At 55.1% G+C, this 15,892-nt stretch carries 12 protein-coding genes and 1 rRNA gene; 9 read left to right on the forward strand and 4 right to left on the reverse strand.

What is annotated here, in order from left to right:
- Positions 1 to 81: ribosomal RNA gene (locus AC0YNU_RS23085) — 23S ribosomal RNA — on the forward strand; the annotation flags it as partial.
- A 506-nt stretch (positions 82 to 587) separates the two neighbouring features.
- On the opposite strand, the gene AC0YNU_RS23090 is transcribed toward AC0YNU_RS23085, so the two are convergent.
- Together AC0YNU_RS23090 and AC0YNU_RS23095 are read right to left on the reverse strand one after the other, a co-directional pair.
- The gene (locus AC0YNU_RS23090) at positions 588 to 2,366 is read right to left on the reverse strand and encodes an ABC transporter ATP-binding protein (RefSeq protein WP_475761041.1); all 1,779 of its coding nucleotides are present in this window, start codon (positions 2,364 to 2,366) and stop codon (positions 588 to 590) included.
- Complete coding sequence (locus tag AC0YNU_RS23095) at positions 2,353 to 4,128, reverse strand: ABC transporter ATP-binding protein (protein WP_475761042.1); 1,776 nt, start codon at positions 4,126 to 4,128, stop codon at positions 2,353 to 2,355. Before AC0YNU_RS23095 ends, AC0YNU_RS23090 begins: the two co-directional genes overlap by 14 nt.
- Positions 4,129 to 4,391: 263 nt before the next feature.
- On the opposite strand from AC0YNU_RS23095, the gene AC0YNU_RS23100 reads away from it, so the two are divergent.
- Complete coding sequence (locus AC0YNU_RS23100) at positions 4,392 to 5,210, forward strand: ParA family protein (protein ID WP_475761043.1); 819 nt, start codon at positions 4,392 to 4,394, stop codon at positions 5,208 to 5,210.
- Positions 5,207 to 5,746, forward strand: coding sequence for a hypothetical protein (locus AC0YNU_RS23105; protein ID WP_475761044.1), 540 nt, complete (start codon positions 5,207 to 5,209; stop codon positions 5,744 to 5,746). The genes AC0YNU_RS23100 and AC0YNU_RS23105 overlap by 4 nt, the downstream gene beginning before the upstream one ends.
- 517 nt (positions 5,747 to 6,263) lie before the next feature.
- Here the strand turns inward: AC0YNU_RS23105 and AC0YNU_RS23110 are convergent.
- Positions 6,264 to 7,163 carry an SDR family oxidoreductase gene (locus AC0YNU_RS23110; RefSeq protein ID WP_475761045.1) on the reverse strand — a complete coding sequence of 300 codons (900 nt, stop codon included), beginning with the start codon at positions 7,161 to 7,163 and terminating at the stop codon, positions 6,264 to 6,266.
- Between the two features lie 373 nt (positions 7,164 to 7,536).
- On the opposite strand from AC0YNU_RS23110, the gene thiD reads away from it, so the two are divergent.
- On the forward strand, positions 7,537 to 8,361 hold the full coding sequence (gene thiD / locus AC0YNU_RS23115; RefSeq protein ID WP_475761046.1) for a bifunctional hydroxymethylpyrimidine kinase/phosphomethylpyrimidine kinase: 825 nt from the start codon (positions 7,537 to 7,539) through the stop codon (positions 8,359 to 8,361).
- A gap of 13 nt (positions 8,362 to 8,374) precedes the next feature.
- On the opposite strand, the gene AC0YNU_RS23120 is transcribed toward thiD, so the two are convergent.
- A complete protein-coding gene (locus tag AC0YNU_RS23120; RefSeq protein ID WP_475761047.1) occupies positions 8,375 to 9,166 on the reverse strand; it encodes a helix-turn-helix domain-containing protein in 792 nt (263 codons plus the stop codon).
- Positions 9,167 to 9,313: 147 nt separating this feature from the next.
- Here AC0YNU_RS23120 and AC0YNU_RS23125 point away from each other — a divergent pair, with 147 nt between their 5' ends.
- The 5 genes from AC0YNU_RS23125 to AC0YNU_RS23145 all read left to right on the forward strand — a co-directional run bounded on the left by AC0YNU_RS23125 (position 9,314) and on the right by AC0YNU_RS23145 (position 15,800).
- Positions 9,314 to 10,111 carry a phytanoyl-CoA dioxygenase family protein gene (locus AC0YNU_RS23125; RefSeq protein WP_475761048.1) on the forward strand — a complete coding sequence of 266 codons (798 nt, stop codon included), beginning with the start codon at positions 9,314 to 9,316 and terminating at the stop codon, positions 10,109 to 10,111.
- A 242-nt stretch (positions 10,112 to 10,353) separates the two neighbouring features.
- Complete coding sequence (locus AC0YNU_RS23130; RefSeq protein WP_475761049.1) at positions 10,354 to 12,183, forward strand: cache domain-containing sensor histidine kinase; 1,830 nt, start codon at positions 10,354 to 10,356, stop codon at positions 12,181 to 12,183.
- 4 nt (positions 12,184 to 12,187) lie between these two features.
- Positions 12,188 to 13,825 carry a response regulator transcription factor gene (locus AC0YNU_RS23135; RefSeq protein WP_475761050.1) on the forward strand — a complete coding sequence of 546 codons (1,638 nt, stop codon included), beginning with the start codon at positions 12,188 to 12,190 and terminating at the stop codon, positions 13,823 to 13,825.
- Positions 13,826 to 13,937: 112 nt separating this feature from the next.
- Positions 13,938 to 14,900 carry an ABC transporter permease gene (locus AC0YNU_RS23140; protein ID WP_475761051.1) on the forward strand — a complete coding sequence of 321 codons (963 nt, stop codon included), beginning with the start codon at positions 13,938 to 13,940 and terminating at the stop codon, positions 14,898 to 14,900.
- An 18-nt stretch (positions 14,901 to 14,918) separates the two neighbouring features.
- A complete protein-coding gene (locus tag AC0YNU_RS23145; protein ID WP_475761052.1) occupies positions 14,919 to 15,800 on the forward strand; it encodes a carbohydrate ABC transporter permease in 882 nt (293 codons plus the stop codon).
- The last annotated feature ends 92 nt before the right edge of the window (positions 15,801 to 15,892 follow it).

A 15,892-nucleotide genomic window follows, 5' to 3' on the forward strand; every position in this document is an offset into this window, starting at 1 on the left:
ACGACGAGGTTGATAGGTTCGAGGTGGAAGCGCAGCAATGCGTGGAGCTGACGAATACTAATCGGTCGAGGGCTTATCCTAAAAGCTTACGGAGTGCAAACTTCGGAAGCAGCGGTAATGTCAGCTAAGTAAACCTTTCGCAAAGGTTCGTATCCAGTTTTCAATGTGTAATTCTGAAATCATCCACGCTTGTGGGTGTTTTTTTGTTTTTCTCTAGCTTAGAGATTAGATTAAGAAACGTAAGATCCATGAGCACCTTAGAGCCTGTGCTACTTCTAACCAATGTGATTGAAGCTGCCCTTACTACTTGTCCTCGAATTCCAGCGGGCATTTCAGTTTTGCCATCTATTAAGCCGACCATGACATGGCAGGATTTCTTATAACTAATCTTTAACAATTGTCCTACCAAGCAATCTTGCCCCGATTTCGGTACTGGACCTTATTTAACTCTGAATATTGAGTTGAAGACAACTGGGGAGCGAATTTTTTGTGGTTCATCCATAGGTTCTCTGACGGTAGAACCGCCAATAAAAAACAAGCCCCCGATCAAACTTCGATCGGGGGCTTGTTCGTGTGTCCAGGACATTCTATACAGCATCCATCTTCTGCGCCGTATACAGCTTATAGTACCGCCCGCGCAGCGCCATCAGCTGGTCATGCGAGCCGGATTCGGCGATGCCGCGGTCCGCGACGTACATGATGCGGTCGCAGTTCTTCACCGTCGAGAGACGGTGGGCGATGATGAACGAGGTGCGGCCTTTGAGCAGCTCGTTCAGGCCTTTCTGGAGCAGGCGCTCGGTCTGCGCGTCGATGGAAGACGTCGCCTCGTCGAGGACGAGGATGCGCGGGTCTGCGAGCAGCGTGCGGGCGAACGAGATGAGCTGCCGCTGGCCTTGGGACAGCTTCGAGCCGCGCTCGTTGACCTCGGTCAAGTAACCTTGCTCGAACTCGCGGATGAAGTCGTCGGCGCAGACGGTTTTGGCGGCGGCGATGATTTCATCTTCGGTGGCATCGAGCTTGCCGTAGCGGATGTTATCCAGGATTGTTCCGGAGAAGATGAAACTGTCCTGCAGCATAATCCCCATCTGGCTGCGCAGCGACTGCAGCTTCACGTCGGCGATATCATGGCCGTCGATCATGAGCTTGCCGCCTGTAATGTTGTAAAAGCGCGAGATCAGGTTGACGACCGTCGTTTTGCCGGCACCCGTCGGTCCCACTAGGGCGATGCTCTCGCCCGGCTTGACGTCGAAGCTCAGGTGCTCGAGAATGTTGACGCCAGGGTCGTAGGCGAACGTCACATCGTCGAACGTGACGCGTCCTTGGATCGGCGGCAGCCCGATGGCCTTCGGTTTGTCGCTCACAGTCACTGGCTCGTCGAGCGTCTCGAAGATTCGTTCTAGATACGCGACGGCGTTGATAAAGCTGTTATAGATGTTAGATAGGTTGAGAATCGGCTGCCAGAACCGCGCGGCATAACCGCCCATGGCGAGAATGACGCCGAAGGTCACCTCTTCCGGTCCTAGTGCCAGGAGGCCGATGAGATAGATGGCCGTCCCCACGATCGTCGATAGGTTATCGACCGTGAAAGGGACAAGGTAGTTCAAGTACATCGTGCGCATCCACTCATAGCGGTAATTGGCCGCCAGACGAGTGAAGATGCCTTCGTTATGTTGCTCCCGCGTGAAGATCTGCGTCACGCGTATGCCGCTGATGCTCTCCTGCGTATACGCATTCATGTTGGAACTTTTATTCGATACTGCCTGCCATGCCCGGCGCTGCTTCGTCTTAAGGAGCAGCATGATCCCGAGGAAGATGGGAAGCCCACCGAGTATGACGAACGACAGCTGTACGTTGACGGCGAACATGAAGATGGCGATGAACACCAAGTTTAGGATCTCGAGAATGAAATTGATGATCCCGTTCGACAGCACGTCGGACACGGAGTTGACGTAGTTGACGACCCGGATGAGGATCTTGCCCTGCGGCCGGTCGTCGTAATATTGGAACGGCAGCTTCTGCAGATGCTTGAATAGATCCGTCCGAATATCGAAAATTATATCCTGCCCGACACGCGTCATCATACGCGAGCGGATGGTGGCGAGAACGACGCTGACGACGATAGTCCCGAGCATCAGCGCGGACCAGCCTATGAGGCCTTCTTTGTCTTTGGCGGGGATCGTCACGTCCACGACATGCTGCAGGATGAGCGGGGCGGATAATCCGATGCCCGCGGATAGTGCGCTGAGGATAAGTGCGATGATCATCGGCTTCTTCTGTTTCCTGATATAGACCATCGCTCGCTTGAAATGCCGAATGTCGAAGGGGGCTTCCAAGTTCTCGTCGATGTCGAATTTATTCCTGGCCAACTGCCGTCGCCTGCCTTCCGATGCCTACGTTCTGCAGCATGAATACGTCGTAATAGTAACCGCGCTTCGCGAGAAGCTCGGCGTGGGTGCCTTCTTCGATGACGCGGCCCTGGTCGAGAATGAGGATCCGATCGGCTTCCGCCGTCGTGGACACGCGCTGGGCGATGATGATTTTGGTGCATGAATAGTCGAGTTCGCGCAAGCTCCGTTGAATATGTTCTTCCGTCTCGTTGTCGACGGCGGAAGTCGTGTCGTCGAGAATGAGGATCGGCGGCTGCACGGCCATGGCGCGGGCCAGCGCGATCCGCTGCTTCTGCCCGCCGGAGAGTCCGACGCCGCGTTCGCCGACGACGGTGTCGTAGCCCTGGGGCATTTTACGGATAAAATCATCCGCGGCCGCGAGCTTGGCGAACTTTGTGACATCTTCTTCCGGTATGTCGGGATTGCTGTAGGCGATGTTGCCGTCGATCGTGTCGGAGAACAGGAGCACATCCTGCGTCGCCACGCCGATATTGCCGCGGAGCTCGTCCAGCTCCAGCTTGCGCACGTCGGTGCCGTCGATCAGGACGCGTCCCTTCGTTGCATCATAGAAGCGCGGAATGAGGTTGATGAGTGTCGTTTTGCCGGCACCCGTCGCGCCCATGATGGCAACTGTCTCGCCAGGCTGCACCTCGAAGCTGATGCCCTCCAGAACCGTCGCGCTTTCGTATTTGAAGCTGACGTTCTCGAAGCGGATGCGGCCTTCATAGCGGCGCTTCACGATCGGATTGTGCTCGTTCACGATGTCCGGATGCGCATAGTAGACGTCGATGATTTTGTTCAAGCTCGCGAAGAAGCGCTGAATATCGTTGATAATGATGCCGATGCTGCGCATCGGGTTGGATAAGCCCCAGATCAGCGCGGAGAAAGCGGAGAATTCCCCGAACGTGATGCGTCCATCCATAACGAACAGACCGCCCGCCACCATCAGGATGACGTTGAATGCCTGTGCGAAGGTTTCGAGATAAGGGAAATAATCGAGCCAGACCATCGCGGCAGCTTTATTCGCCTGGGCGTAGTTCACGTTCTTGTCCGTGAACTTCTGAATCTCGTGTTCTTCGCGCGCGAAAGCTTTCACCACGCGGTTGCCCGCGATATTCTCCTGCGTAGCCGTATTGAGCTGCGACAGGCGCTCCCGAAGGTCGACGTACATCGGCCGGACGCGTCTTGCGAACAGGAAGGCGACGATAAAGATCGGCGGCGACAGAATCAGCAGCCATAGCGTCATTTCGACGTCGATGAAGAAGAAGTAACCGACCGCCGCAGCGAACACCGTCAGCGATTCGATGATCGTCTTGATGATCCATGCGAGCGAATGCCGCACCATTTCGAGGTCGCCGGTCATTTTGGTCATGAGGTCCCCGGTCCGGTTGCGGTCGTAATATCGCATGTCCTGCCCCTGGATCTTGTTGTACAAATAAATCCGGACGCGGAAGAGCATGTTCTGCGAGGCCCGTTCGTATAACATCGTCGTGAAATACGCGAGCCCCGTTCGCAGGAGCGAGAAGCCGACGATCCCGAGGCAAAGACCGATGAGCAGCCCGCGCTCGTCCACGAGATGGCTTGCCGCGTCGTCGCCTGTGATGAACGTATCGACGATGCGCTGCCCGATGTACGGGTTGATGATGGTGAGCGAAGAGCCTACGACCGATAGACATAACGCGAGAACGTAACGGAATCGATCGCCTGTTAGATTGTGCCATAACCACTTCAGTTGAAACATGGAATCACCAGCTTCTGTAGGTTTCTAAAATGCGGAATTCGAGCAAAGCGGGTGCCTTCACCCCAAAACAAAGGAATTATAACATATCCTAGTGGATCTTAATTGTTCACTTTTTGTTCGATTTTGGCTCGAGGCCGTTGATTCGTTATAGGATTCAGCAGAACGACGAAGCATATGCAGAATCATCCATACGTATCATGGAAGATGCAAGACGAAGGAACGCGTGGAACGTTGCTCATTCATAGGTCAAAGGAGAGGGTAGAGTGTCCGTAGTTGTCTCGATGCTCAATATGAAAGGCGGAGTCGGCAAGACCACACTTACCTATAACTTATCCTGGTATGTGGCTTACAAAAAATTGCGCAAGGTATTGGTCGTCGACCTCGACCCCCAATCGAATCTCACGCAAATCATGATGGGCGGCGACGGTTATCGGGCGTTTCTGGAAAGTTCGAGGCAGTCGATCGTCGACATCTTCGAGCATTCCGGCAGCGTGACGCCGGATCTTATCCAGGCCGTCGAGCAATGGACGGACGGCAGTCTTCTTCATCTGCTTCCGGCCAGGGCGGAGCTAGCCAAAACGCTAAAAAATCCGACGGCGAAAGAGCATAAGCTGCGCCGGTTTCTAGCGAAGGTCAAAGGCGATTACGATTTGATCCTAATCGATTGTCCGCCGACGGACTCCATCCTATCGACAGCTAGCTACTTGGCCAGCGATTCGCTGATGATTCCCGTAAAGCCCGAGAAGCTGGCGATTATCGGATTGCCGCTGCTCAAGGGCAGCATCGACGAATTCAACGAGGACAACGAAGGCGAGTACAAGATTACGGTGTCCGGCATTATTTTCAACAACGTGGAATCCGGAGACATTCCCGAGAACCGCATCTCCAAGCGAGAAGTGCTGGCGTTCGCCGAAGAGCACGGCTGGCGCGTGTTCGACCACGAGGTCAGGGAATCCAAAGCGTATGTGAACGGCATTCGCGACGGTATTCCGATGTTCAAAGAGAGCAGGGTACCCGGCAAGACCATGGAGGAATTTTATGCGGTCGGAGACGAGTTTTTGCGGAGCGTGGGGTTGGCATGACGAACCGATCCAAAGAGCTGCTGCTTGATTTGCTGAAGTTGAAGGTGCGGTATGACGACAAGGAATTCGAGCAGGTTGCTGCCGTGCTTAAGGGGGGCTCGGACCCGTATCTGGTTGGAATCGTTCAATTGCTTCGAGAGCTCGATGGCGTAGCCGAGACCAGAAGCAGCAAGCGTCTTAGGGGAACGGCTGCGGGAGCAGGTGCAGCGACGGGTTTTGCGTGTGATATAGATCGTGATCCTGAGCACCAGGAACTGCTTTGTAAGATTCAAAGGTTGCTTCTAGCCAAGGACACGTTCAGAACGGTGAAAGAACTGCAAAACTTCGTAACCCGTAAGGTCATGTTGACCGCCTCGAGAAACACGAAGGCCGAGCTCGTGAAGAAGTACGTAAACGATCTCGCAGCCAAGTCGAAGGACGAAGCTCTTAAAGAGCTGCAGCTGATTAAGGATCATAGGAGTGTAAGAGACGACGTCGCTAGCTTTATGAACATGGCGAATGCGATCGTAAAATCGCGAAAAGAAAAGCGATACTAGCAATTATTATGGAAGTTTCGGCGGAATCCTGTACGGAGGGGTCAACGTTATCGAACGGATATAATCAGCCGAACCAATGCGCGCATACACGACCGTTAAAGCGCTGCTTTCCCGCATGCTCGCAAAGGCTTGAACGACAGCGTTGGCTACCTAGATATCTTGTATCTTCGTTCCTCCGCTGACGCCGATGCCGCCGCCTACGATGGTGATTTTCCCATGTTGCAGTGTTGATCCCACACGCATCGCCCGCGGGGAGCGCGAGTCGCTCAAGGGTCTCGATCGACATCGGCAGGGCTGCACTCGTCCATGCCTTGCTCATGGAGACGTGGATATCGCAATTCAGACATTGTCCATGCGGTGAAAAGCGATGATGTTGACTCCTTCATTGACAGTCGCGATATCGCAGGCGAGCCCCGTTTACCGTGCCATCCGTTCCGTAATCGCAAGCAATTGTTTGTTTCGCGATAGCCAATGTGATTGCAAACACGCCCGTTCACCCCTTGGCTATTCAAATCGATCAAGTCACGATAGACCCGCCATTGACGAACATAATTTGACCGGATATGTAGGAAGCATCATCGGAGGCCAGGAGCACGTACGCCGGTGCCAATTCAAACGGTTGTCCCGGGCGTCTCAAGGGGACGTCCGTTCCGAATGTGGCGACTTCTTCCGCGGTAAAGGCGGATGGGATTAACGGCGTCCAAGTCGGCCCGGGCGCGACCGCGTTCACGCGGATTCCTTGATCGGCAAGCGAGAGGGACAGCGAGCGGGTGAAGGAGACGATGGCCCCTTTGGTCGCCGTATAATCAATCATCCTGCCCATGCCTGAGAAGGCGGTATCCGAAGTGGTGTGGATGATGGAGCTGCCTGGGCGAAGATGCGGCAAAGCGGCTTTGGTCATATCGAAGAACGAGATAATATTCGTATGGAACGTGTTCATCAGCTGCTCTTTCGTAATATCCATGATGCTTTTCTGATGAAACTGCACGCCATGATTGTTGACCAGAATATCCAATCGTCCATAGGTCTGAATCGCCGCCTCCACGACGGCATGGCAGTTCTCTTCCTGCCTCAAATCCGCAGCCATGATCAGGCACTGACGGCCTAGACGGTGAATCATTTGCTTCGTCTCGGACGCATCCTGATGTTCATCCAGATAGGCAATGACCAGATCGGCGCCTTCCTTTGCAAAAGCGATCGCGACCGCCCGTCCGATTCCGCTGTCCCCGCCCGTAATAATCGCCACTTTATTCTTTAGTTTCCCGCTGCCGATATACGCAGGATTCTCCGATAACGGACGAGGTTGCATGAGGTACTCGAACCCCGGATGCCGATTCTGATGCTGCGCCGGGAAGACGACCGGGACGTTGGCGCACTGCTGCTTCCAACCGATATAGGGATACATGGGATACGGCATGGAATTTCTCCCCTCGCAATGAATGCTCCTACTGTATCTTATTTCAAGCGGGGGATGAACATGTTTATATATGGGGTGCGGGGATTTGGGGCGAGCGGCGGCGGAAAATGGCCCAACCTCCGGTTGCCCTCATGAATATCCTTGCTTTTACCAACCTCCTGGACTACACTTACCGTAATTGAATAGACGCGGGAGCTTGCGGAAGCAGGCTGAGAGTACGGCTAATCTGCCGTAGACCGTTTAACCTGTTGGGTAATGCCATCGTAGGAAGGGTACAGTTGTTTGCGTACATTATAATCGTGCGCCTTGCCTGCGTTTTGCAGGTGGGGCGCTTTTTTGTCGTTCATTATCATAACGGAAAGTGGGTCCAAACATGAGCATTCAGCAGAAAGTCGCACGGGCGTTAACGGTGGCAGGATCGGACAGCGGGGGAGGGGCCGGCATTCAGGCCGACCTGAAAACCTTTCAGGAGCTGCGCGTATTCGGAATGTCGGCGATAACGGCGGTAACCGCGCAGAACACGCTGGGCGTGCAGGGGATTTACCCCTTGACGGTCGAAGCGGTCGGGCAGCAGATCGACGCAATCGGGGAGGATCTCGGGGCGGATGCGGTGAAGACCGGCATGCTGTTCAGCAGCGAGATCATTGTCTGCGTGGCGGAGAAGCTCCGCCAATATAACTGGCAGAAGGTCGTCGTCGATCCGGTCATGATTGCCAAAGGCGGGGCCGTGCTGCTGCTGGAGGAGTCGATCCGGGCGCTCAAGGAATCGCTGCTACCGCTCGCCTGGGTCGTCACGCCGAACATTCCGGAAGCCGAGCTGCTGACGGGGATGAAGATTCTCAGCTTGGAGGATCGGAAGGAAGCGGCCAGGAAGCTCGCCGCTTATGGCGCGAAGCATGTCGTGATGAAAGGCGGTCATGATCCCTTGGGCGCCGCGGTGGTCGTGGATCTGCTGTTCGACGGTCGGGATTTCCATGAATTCAGCAGCGAACGCCGAGAGACGCGCCATACGCACGGCACCGGCTGCACGTTTGCGGCGGCCATTACGGCGGAGCTCGCCAAAGGGCGCTCCGTACTCGAAGCGCTGCCCCTTGCCAAAACGTTCATCCAAGCCGCCATCGAGGACTCCCTGGAGCTGGGCCATGGCCATGGTCCGACGAATCATTGGGCCTATCGGGATCGAACCGCCCGGCGTTAATCGTTCGTGCGTCTTATATCCGAAAAGCCTTGCGGTACCTCGAAGGGGCAATCGCCATCTTCTGCTTGAAAATCCGGCTGAAATAGTATTCGTTCTCGTAGCCGCAGCGGGCCGCGATGGCGGACAGCGGCAAGGCGGTATCCCTTAGCAGCCTTTGCGCTTGCTGCAGTCGCAGCTCCGTGACGTAGTCCATCGGGTTCTTGCCGAATTGCTTCGTGAATTTCTGCGTGAATTGCGAAGGACTCAGCAGCAGCTCGTCCGCGATCGTTTTCAGACTGAATTTGCCGAGAGCCTGCTGCCTGATGCGCCGCAGGCTCTCGTTCATGAGCGGATCTCCGGAATTCGGCTCCATGTCGGTTTCATTGGTCCAATAGGACAGCCACAAGTCTTGGAACAGATGATTCCTTCGCGCAACCGACAGCGGATCCGTCTTTTCGGAGACGGCCCTGAGCTGAGCAAGCGTCGACTGCAATCGTGCCGCGTCTTGAAGCCGAAACTTTCCTCTCGGAATCCGGCTGTACGCTTCCTCCGCTTCCGCGGCCGAATTCGCCCAATCGAGGACGAAAAAGTGGAAGGACAACGGCGTCAGCGCCTTCCGGTAGATCTCGAAGCCCGCCGGAAACAGCACGAAATCCCCGTTCGCGGCAATCCCCTTCGTTCCATCGCATTCGAATTCGAAGCTTCCGTCCTCCACGATGAACATGACCCAATCCGAATAGAGCGAATGCTCCAGCATGAAGCGATCCGCCTTCTCCTTGAAGAAGTGATGATGCACCTGCGCAGCCAGCTCCCATGCCTCGATCATTATCCATCACCGCAATCGTCGTAAATTTTGTATAACGATTCTTGTAAGATTGTGTATTTCAAATCAAATCCAAACCCTATAAATTAAATATTGTATAAATCACTTCGCGAGTCAAGCCTGCGAAATCAATCGAGGGGGAGTTTTACAATGGATCAGCTGGAAATGGCGGCGTATGCCGAGCAATTCGAACGGGACGGTTACTTGCTCTTGCGCGGCGTTTTGCCGCAGGAGCGCGTGGAGCGGCTGAATCGGGTCGTGGATGAACTGATTGCCAAGGAGCCCGAGGCGCTGGCCTATAATCTGTATAACAGCGTCGAGCGGCATGAGGAGATTGCGGCGCTGATGGACGAACCGGCGGTACTCCCGCTGATCGTTCGCTTGCTGAGCCACAATATCCAGCTTCACATCTCCCACCTGACGATCCGCAAACCGAATCCCCGGGACCTGGATACGACGACGCAAAGCTTCATTAATTGGCATCAGGACGGACCGCACCCGCAGTTCCCTTCCCTTGGAGGGGTGACGGGGCTGTATTATATTAAAGCGTGCTATATTCTAAGCGACATGTCGGAGCCGGATCGCGGCAATACAAAGGTCATCCCGGGCTCTCACAACCGGCCGTACCAGCCGGAGTGCCCGGACACGAGGCAGAAGCTCGACGGCGAGGTGCAAATTTGCGGCCGGCCGGGAGACGTCTTTATTTTCGCCCAGAACCTGTGGCATTCGGCGGCGCCCAACCATTCCTCGCATACGAGACGCCAGCTCTTCCTGGGCTACAGCCCGATCTGGATGCGTCCGATCGATTACCGCCATGCGTCGCCCGAGCTGCTGGAGAAGGCGAATCCGTACCAAAAACAGCTGCTAGGCGTCATCGATTCGAATCCGTTCAAATATTATGTGCCTGACGCGTCAATGCTTCCTCTGAGAGAGCTAATCTCGAAATAACAGAACGAAATAGCAGAGCGAAATAGCAGAACGAAATAACAGAACGAGATAGCAGTTCGTAATAACAGAACGAAAGAACAGCCATTAAGCGCCCGCCCCCTACATGACTTTCATGGCGGGGCTTTTTTTGTCGCACATGACCGTCGAGTCGAGTACCGTGGAACCTCTTTGCCCTCAAGGGAGATCCAGTCAGTCCGGCGAATTAGTAACCTATGCAACCACTACCGAGCAAGGAGGTCACGATGAAGCCCATTCGCTCTTTCGAAAGGCAGATCAACAACTTTCTACGGAATACCAGCATCCCCAACCGATTGATCCTCTCTTTCGTGCTGCTGTCCCTGTTGCCCCTCTCATTGACCGGATTCATCGCCTATTCCAAATCGAGCCATGCGATGGATGCCAAGACGGAAACCTATTTGATTCAAATGATGAACGAGGTGTCCAAGAACCTTCGCGTCAAGATGGAGAAGATCGAAGCGGCCGCCGACGAGGTGTACCTGTCCAAGATGGTCCAGGATAACATCCAATCGTACAACAAGCAGACGGATGAGGATACGGTGAAGCTCAAATACGAAATCAAGGAGTATCTAGGCGACAAATTCGCGATCATGCAGGACGTGCAGCTGGTGGAAATCGTCGACGAGAGCGGCGATGTCTTCAACGGACTCGCCTCGACGGAAAGCATCGGCGACCATTACCAAGCCAGTCTCGAGGAGCATTTCTCCCCATTGCGTCAAATCGCGGTCGCGCATAAGGGAGCCGTCGTGTGGATGCTGCCGCCTTTCAAGGAAGAGAAGGGCAGCATTCTGCTCATCCGGGCGATCAATTCGCTCATTACCGGTAAACCGGTCGCTACGCTGATCGTGGCCATGAAGGATACGTATCTGTCCAATGCCTTCGCCAATATCGATATCGGTCAGGATTCGAACGTGTTCGTGACGAGTGCCGAAGGAAAGGTAATCGTGAGCCAATCGGACGAATCGTCCGCCAACGTGAAGGAACTGGGGCAAAGCATCAGACAAAATGAAAGCGCTTCACTAGAACGTGCCTTCAGTACCAAGCTGGAGGGACGGAACACGCTGGCCGTCTACGCGCCGATCGACCGAACGGACTGGTATCTCGTCAGCATGCTTCCCTATGCCTACCTGAACGCGGAATCGCGCAAGATCGGCTACAACATCGCGATCATCATGACCATCTGCTTCGCGTCATCGATTTACTTGTCCTCCTTGATCTCCCGAAGCATCTACAACCCGCTCAAGAAGCTGGTCAAAGCGATGAACGCCGCCAAGGAAGGCAATTTCGACAGCAGCATCATAAGCGATAACCGGTACAAGGACGAGCTGGCCGTGGTAACCGGGAATTTCGATCGGATGGTAGGCGAGATCGACAATCTCTTGCAGAACGTCAAACGCCAGGAGGACCAGAAGCGGCTGGCGGAGCTGAAGGCGCTGCAGGCCCAAATCAATCCGCATTTTCTATCCAATACGCTGAACACGGTGCGGTGGCTGGCGCAGAAGCAGAAGGCGCACAATATCGACCATTTGGTCGTCTCCCTCATCCAAATCCTGCATGTCGGCATGGGCAAAGGCAGCGACCTGATCACGCTCCGCGAGGAAATCGAATATTTGACGCATTATGCGAACATTCAGAAGTACCGCTACACCGACCGGTTCGAGCTCTATATCGAAGTGGAGCCGGAGGCGCTGGATTGCCGGATCCTGAAGTTCCTGCTGCAGCCACTCGTCGAGAACAGCCTGATTCATGGCATCGGCGAGAAGAGCGGACAAGGCGTGATTATGATCAAAGGCCGCAGGGAAGACGGACAGCTGCGCATCACGGTTACGGATGACGGAATCGGCATCGCTGAGGAACGGCTGGCGGAGCTTATGCATGGCGATGGTCCCGCCGTTAGCCGCAAGGAAAGTCAGGGGATGGGCATTCGCAGCGTGAATGAGCGGATCAAGCTGTTCTTCGGCGAGGGCTACGGCATCACCGTCACAAGCGTCCCGGAGCTCTATACGACCGTCGAAGTGATCGTTCCGATACTCGAGAACAAGGAAGGAGCGTAACGCCATGCTGAAAGTATTGCTGGTGGATGACGATATGTCGGCGCGCGCGAATCTTCGGGAGCTGATCGACTGGCCTCGGGAAGGCTTCGTCCTCTGCGGCGAGGCCGCGAACGGTTCGGCTGCGATCAAGCTGGTGGAGGAATCCGGGCCGGATATCGTCATTACGGATATGAACATGCCGATCATGGACGGCGTAGCGTTCATCGGCTGGGTCACGCGGCATCGCCCGGAGATGAAGCTTATTGCTCTGAGCGGGTACGACGATTTCGAATACGTGCGGAACAGCTTGAAGTCCGGCGTGGTGGATTATCTGCTGAAGCATCGCCTGGACGCGGGAACGCTGCTCGCGATTCTGAATCAAGCGCGCGACTCCATCAACCGGGAACGGCGGGATTCGTTCGACCGGCAGCGGAACGAGGCGCATTTGACGATCGGGCGAACGATCGCGGTGCGGGCCTTCATCAAGCGTCTCGCCAGCGGGACTATCGACAGCCGGGAAGAGATCGAGCAGACGATAGCTTCACTGCAAATCAGCTTGGATATGAAGCACATCGTGGTCATCGTCGCCGAGCTCGACGACTTTGCGCTGCTTCGGGACAAGTATTCGGAGCCGGAGCTCGCTTCGCTGTCAGAGGCTTTCACGGACATCGCCAGAAAGGCGGCGGAGGGCTTCGCCAAGTGCACGGTCGACCAGCTGGATGCAGGGAGATTCATCATATTCGTCTCCTTGGGACAGATGCACAGCGAGCTGTACATGTACAATCAGCTGTCCGAAGCGATCGGCATGATCAGGCAAAGCATGGGGAGGCAGCTCAATCTGACCGCCTGCTTCTCGATCAGCAGAAAATGCCCGGACATTGTGGATATAGGACGCTATTGCGTGGAAGCGCAGCAGCTGCTGCGGGATAAGTTCTACGATGGCAAAAACACGGTGTACTGGCGGGACGCGGACAAAGCGCAGAAGGAAGCGGCCGTATTCAGCTTGGGCATTCAGGAAGAGAAAGAGCTGCTGAAGCTGATTCGGGCGAAGGAAGACGAGGCCGCGGCGGCCTTCATCGAGCGTCTGTTCCATCGGATGGCTGCCGGCAAGAGCACCTTCAAGTCCATCCAGCTCGTATGCGCGGACTTGATTAATATCGTCAACCGAGCGGCGAGAGAACACGGCATCGGCATCGACGAGCTCTATTCGAGCGAAGACGTGCCGTACAATAAACCGCAGCAATTCGATACGATCTCGGACATCCGGGAGTGGCTGCTCGGCGTGTACGACAGCTTGTTCGCCAAGCTGGGCGCGCATCCCGTCGGCAAGAAGGACAATCCCATCTGCCTGAAAGCGATCCAATACGTGCATCAGCATTACAAACGGAACATCTCCCTTCAGGATGCTGCAGCAGCGGCAGGCGTCAATGCTTCCTACCTCAGCCATCTGTTCAAGGATGAGTACGGCATCGGTTTCGTTGAATATTTGAACAAGGTGAGAGTGGACAAAGCGAAAGCGCTCATCGACCGGGATGCGCTGCGGATCAAGGATATCGTCGGCGAGGTCGGCTTCAACAGCTACAATTATTTTTTCCGCGTATTCAAGGATTTGACGGGGATGACGCCGTTGGAGTACAAGGGTCACACGTCCGGCCAAAAATAAGATAGTACTTCGCAAAAAGGTAGAGTCCGGGCTGCTGCCCGCGCAGGCTATGATGAAGGCAAGAGAAGACAACGCGAATTGAGAGCGCTGTCATCAGGATTGGAGGCTGCAGATGGAAACGGAGTATACGGCGAAGAAGGGACGGATTCGCAGCGGAATGAGACGGTTCCGGAAGGAATTGTTCTTTCAGTCCCTGGCCATTATGGGCGGCGTGTTCCTGCTCGTCTTTTGTTACCTGCCGATGTTCGGCATCGTCATGGCGTTTCAGAATTTCAATCCGGCCAAAGGGTTCGTGCACAGCTCGTTCGTCGGCTTGTACCACTTCAAGGATTTGTTCAGCGACGACGCGTTCTGGCGGGCCGCACGCAATACGGTCGTCTTAAGCTCGCTGAAGTTCGTGCTCGGCTTCTTCTGTCCGCTGATCTTCGCGCTGCTGCTGAACGAGCTGAAGGACAATTTCTTCAAGAAATTCGTGCAGACGTCCAGCTACCTGCCCAACTTCATCTCTTGGGTCATCGCGGGCGGAATGATCACGATCTTCGTCAGCGGTGCCTCCGACGGCGTGCTCAATCCGATTCTGATCAAGCTCGGCTTGATCAAGGAAGCCATCCCGTTCCTGTCCTATGAAGGCTATTACGTGGCCATCGCGCTGCTGTCGGATGTGTGGAAAGCGACCGGCTTCGGCGCGATCATCTTCCTGGCGGCCATCGCCGGCGTCGACCACGAAGTGTATGAAGCCTCGATCGTCGACGGTGCAAGCCGGCTGCAGCGCATCTACAAAATCACCATTCCGATGATCAAGGACACGATCGTCGTCGTCCTCATCCTCGGCATCGGAAGCCTGCTCGCGGGCGGGCTCGGCAGCTCGAACTTCAATCAAGCCTACATCATGGGAAACACGCTCAATATGGGCGTCTCCGACGTGCTCGATACGTACATCCTCCGAATGGGCCTGCAGCTGGGCAGGTTCTCGTTCTCGGCGGCGGCGGGACTGCTGCTCGCGGTGATCAGCATGATCCTGATCTACGTGGCCAACTGGACGGTCCGCAAAATCAACGACGACGCTATTTTCTAACTAAGCGAGGGACGAACCATGAAGAAGAGCTTCAGAGAGAAGAGCGCGGACACCGCCCTCTATCTGTTCATGACCTGCGTCATCATCGTGACGCTGTATCCGTTCTATTACTGCCTGGTCATGTCCTTCAACAACGGACACGACTCGAATCTCGGCGGCATTTATTTCTTCCCCCGCGCGTTTACGCTGGCGAACTACGAGATGGCGTTCAAGAACAATCATCTCGGAAACGCCCTGCTCGTTACCGTCGCCAGGACGATTGTCGGCACGTTGACGAGCGTCATGTTCACGGCGGCCGTCGCCTACGGACTGTCCAAGGAAAATCTGATGTTCCGGAAATTTTATATGGTCATGGGCATCATCACGATGTATTTCAGCGGCGGCCTGATTCCGTTCTATTTCGTGCTGAAATACCTGCACATGCTCGATACCTTCACCGTGTTCATCGTGCCGAACCTGCTTGGCTTCTTCAATGCCATCCTCTTCATCGCTTTCTTCAAGAGCATCCCGGTCTCCCTTAAGGAATCCGCCCGTATCGACGGCGCGAGCGAAGCCTACGTGTTCTTCAAAATCGTGCTCCGGCTGTCCACGCCGATTCTTGCCACGATCGCGCTGTTCAACGGCATCGGACAGTGGAATTCCTGGTTCGATTCGCAATTCTTCACGACCGACCAGCATCTGAAGACGCTGCAGCTGATCTTGTTCGAGATCATCGCGCTGGCCGCCGGCCAGGAGAAGCTGAAGGCGCAGCTCGGCGTGACGAACGAATCCGCCGCGTATACGCTGGAATCGATTCGGTTTGCGACGATGATGATCGCGATCGGGCCGATTGTCGCCATTTACCCGTTCATCACCAAATATTTCACGAAAGGCATCATGCTGGGCGCCGTGAAAGGCTGACGGGAGCAACTTTGAAACGGAGGGATGTCCGGGCGGATAGGGATACGGATGCGAATGGCGACGTGACGGAACGGTAAGGCGGGTCGAAACGA

Source organism: Paenibacillus sp. J31P316 (genome assembly GCF_056269105.1).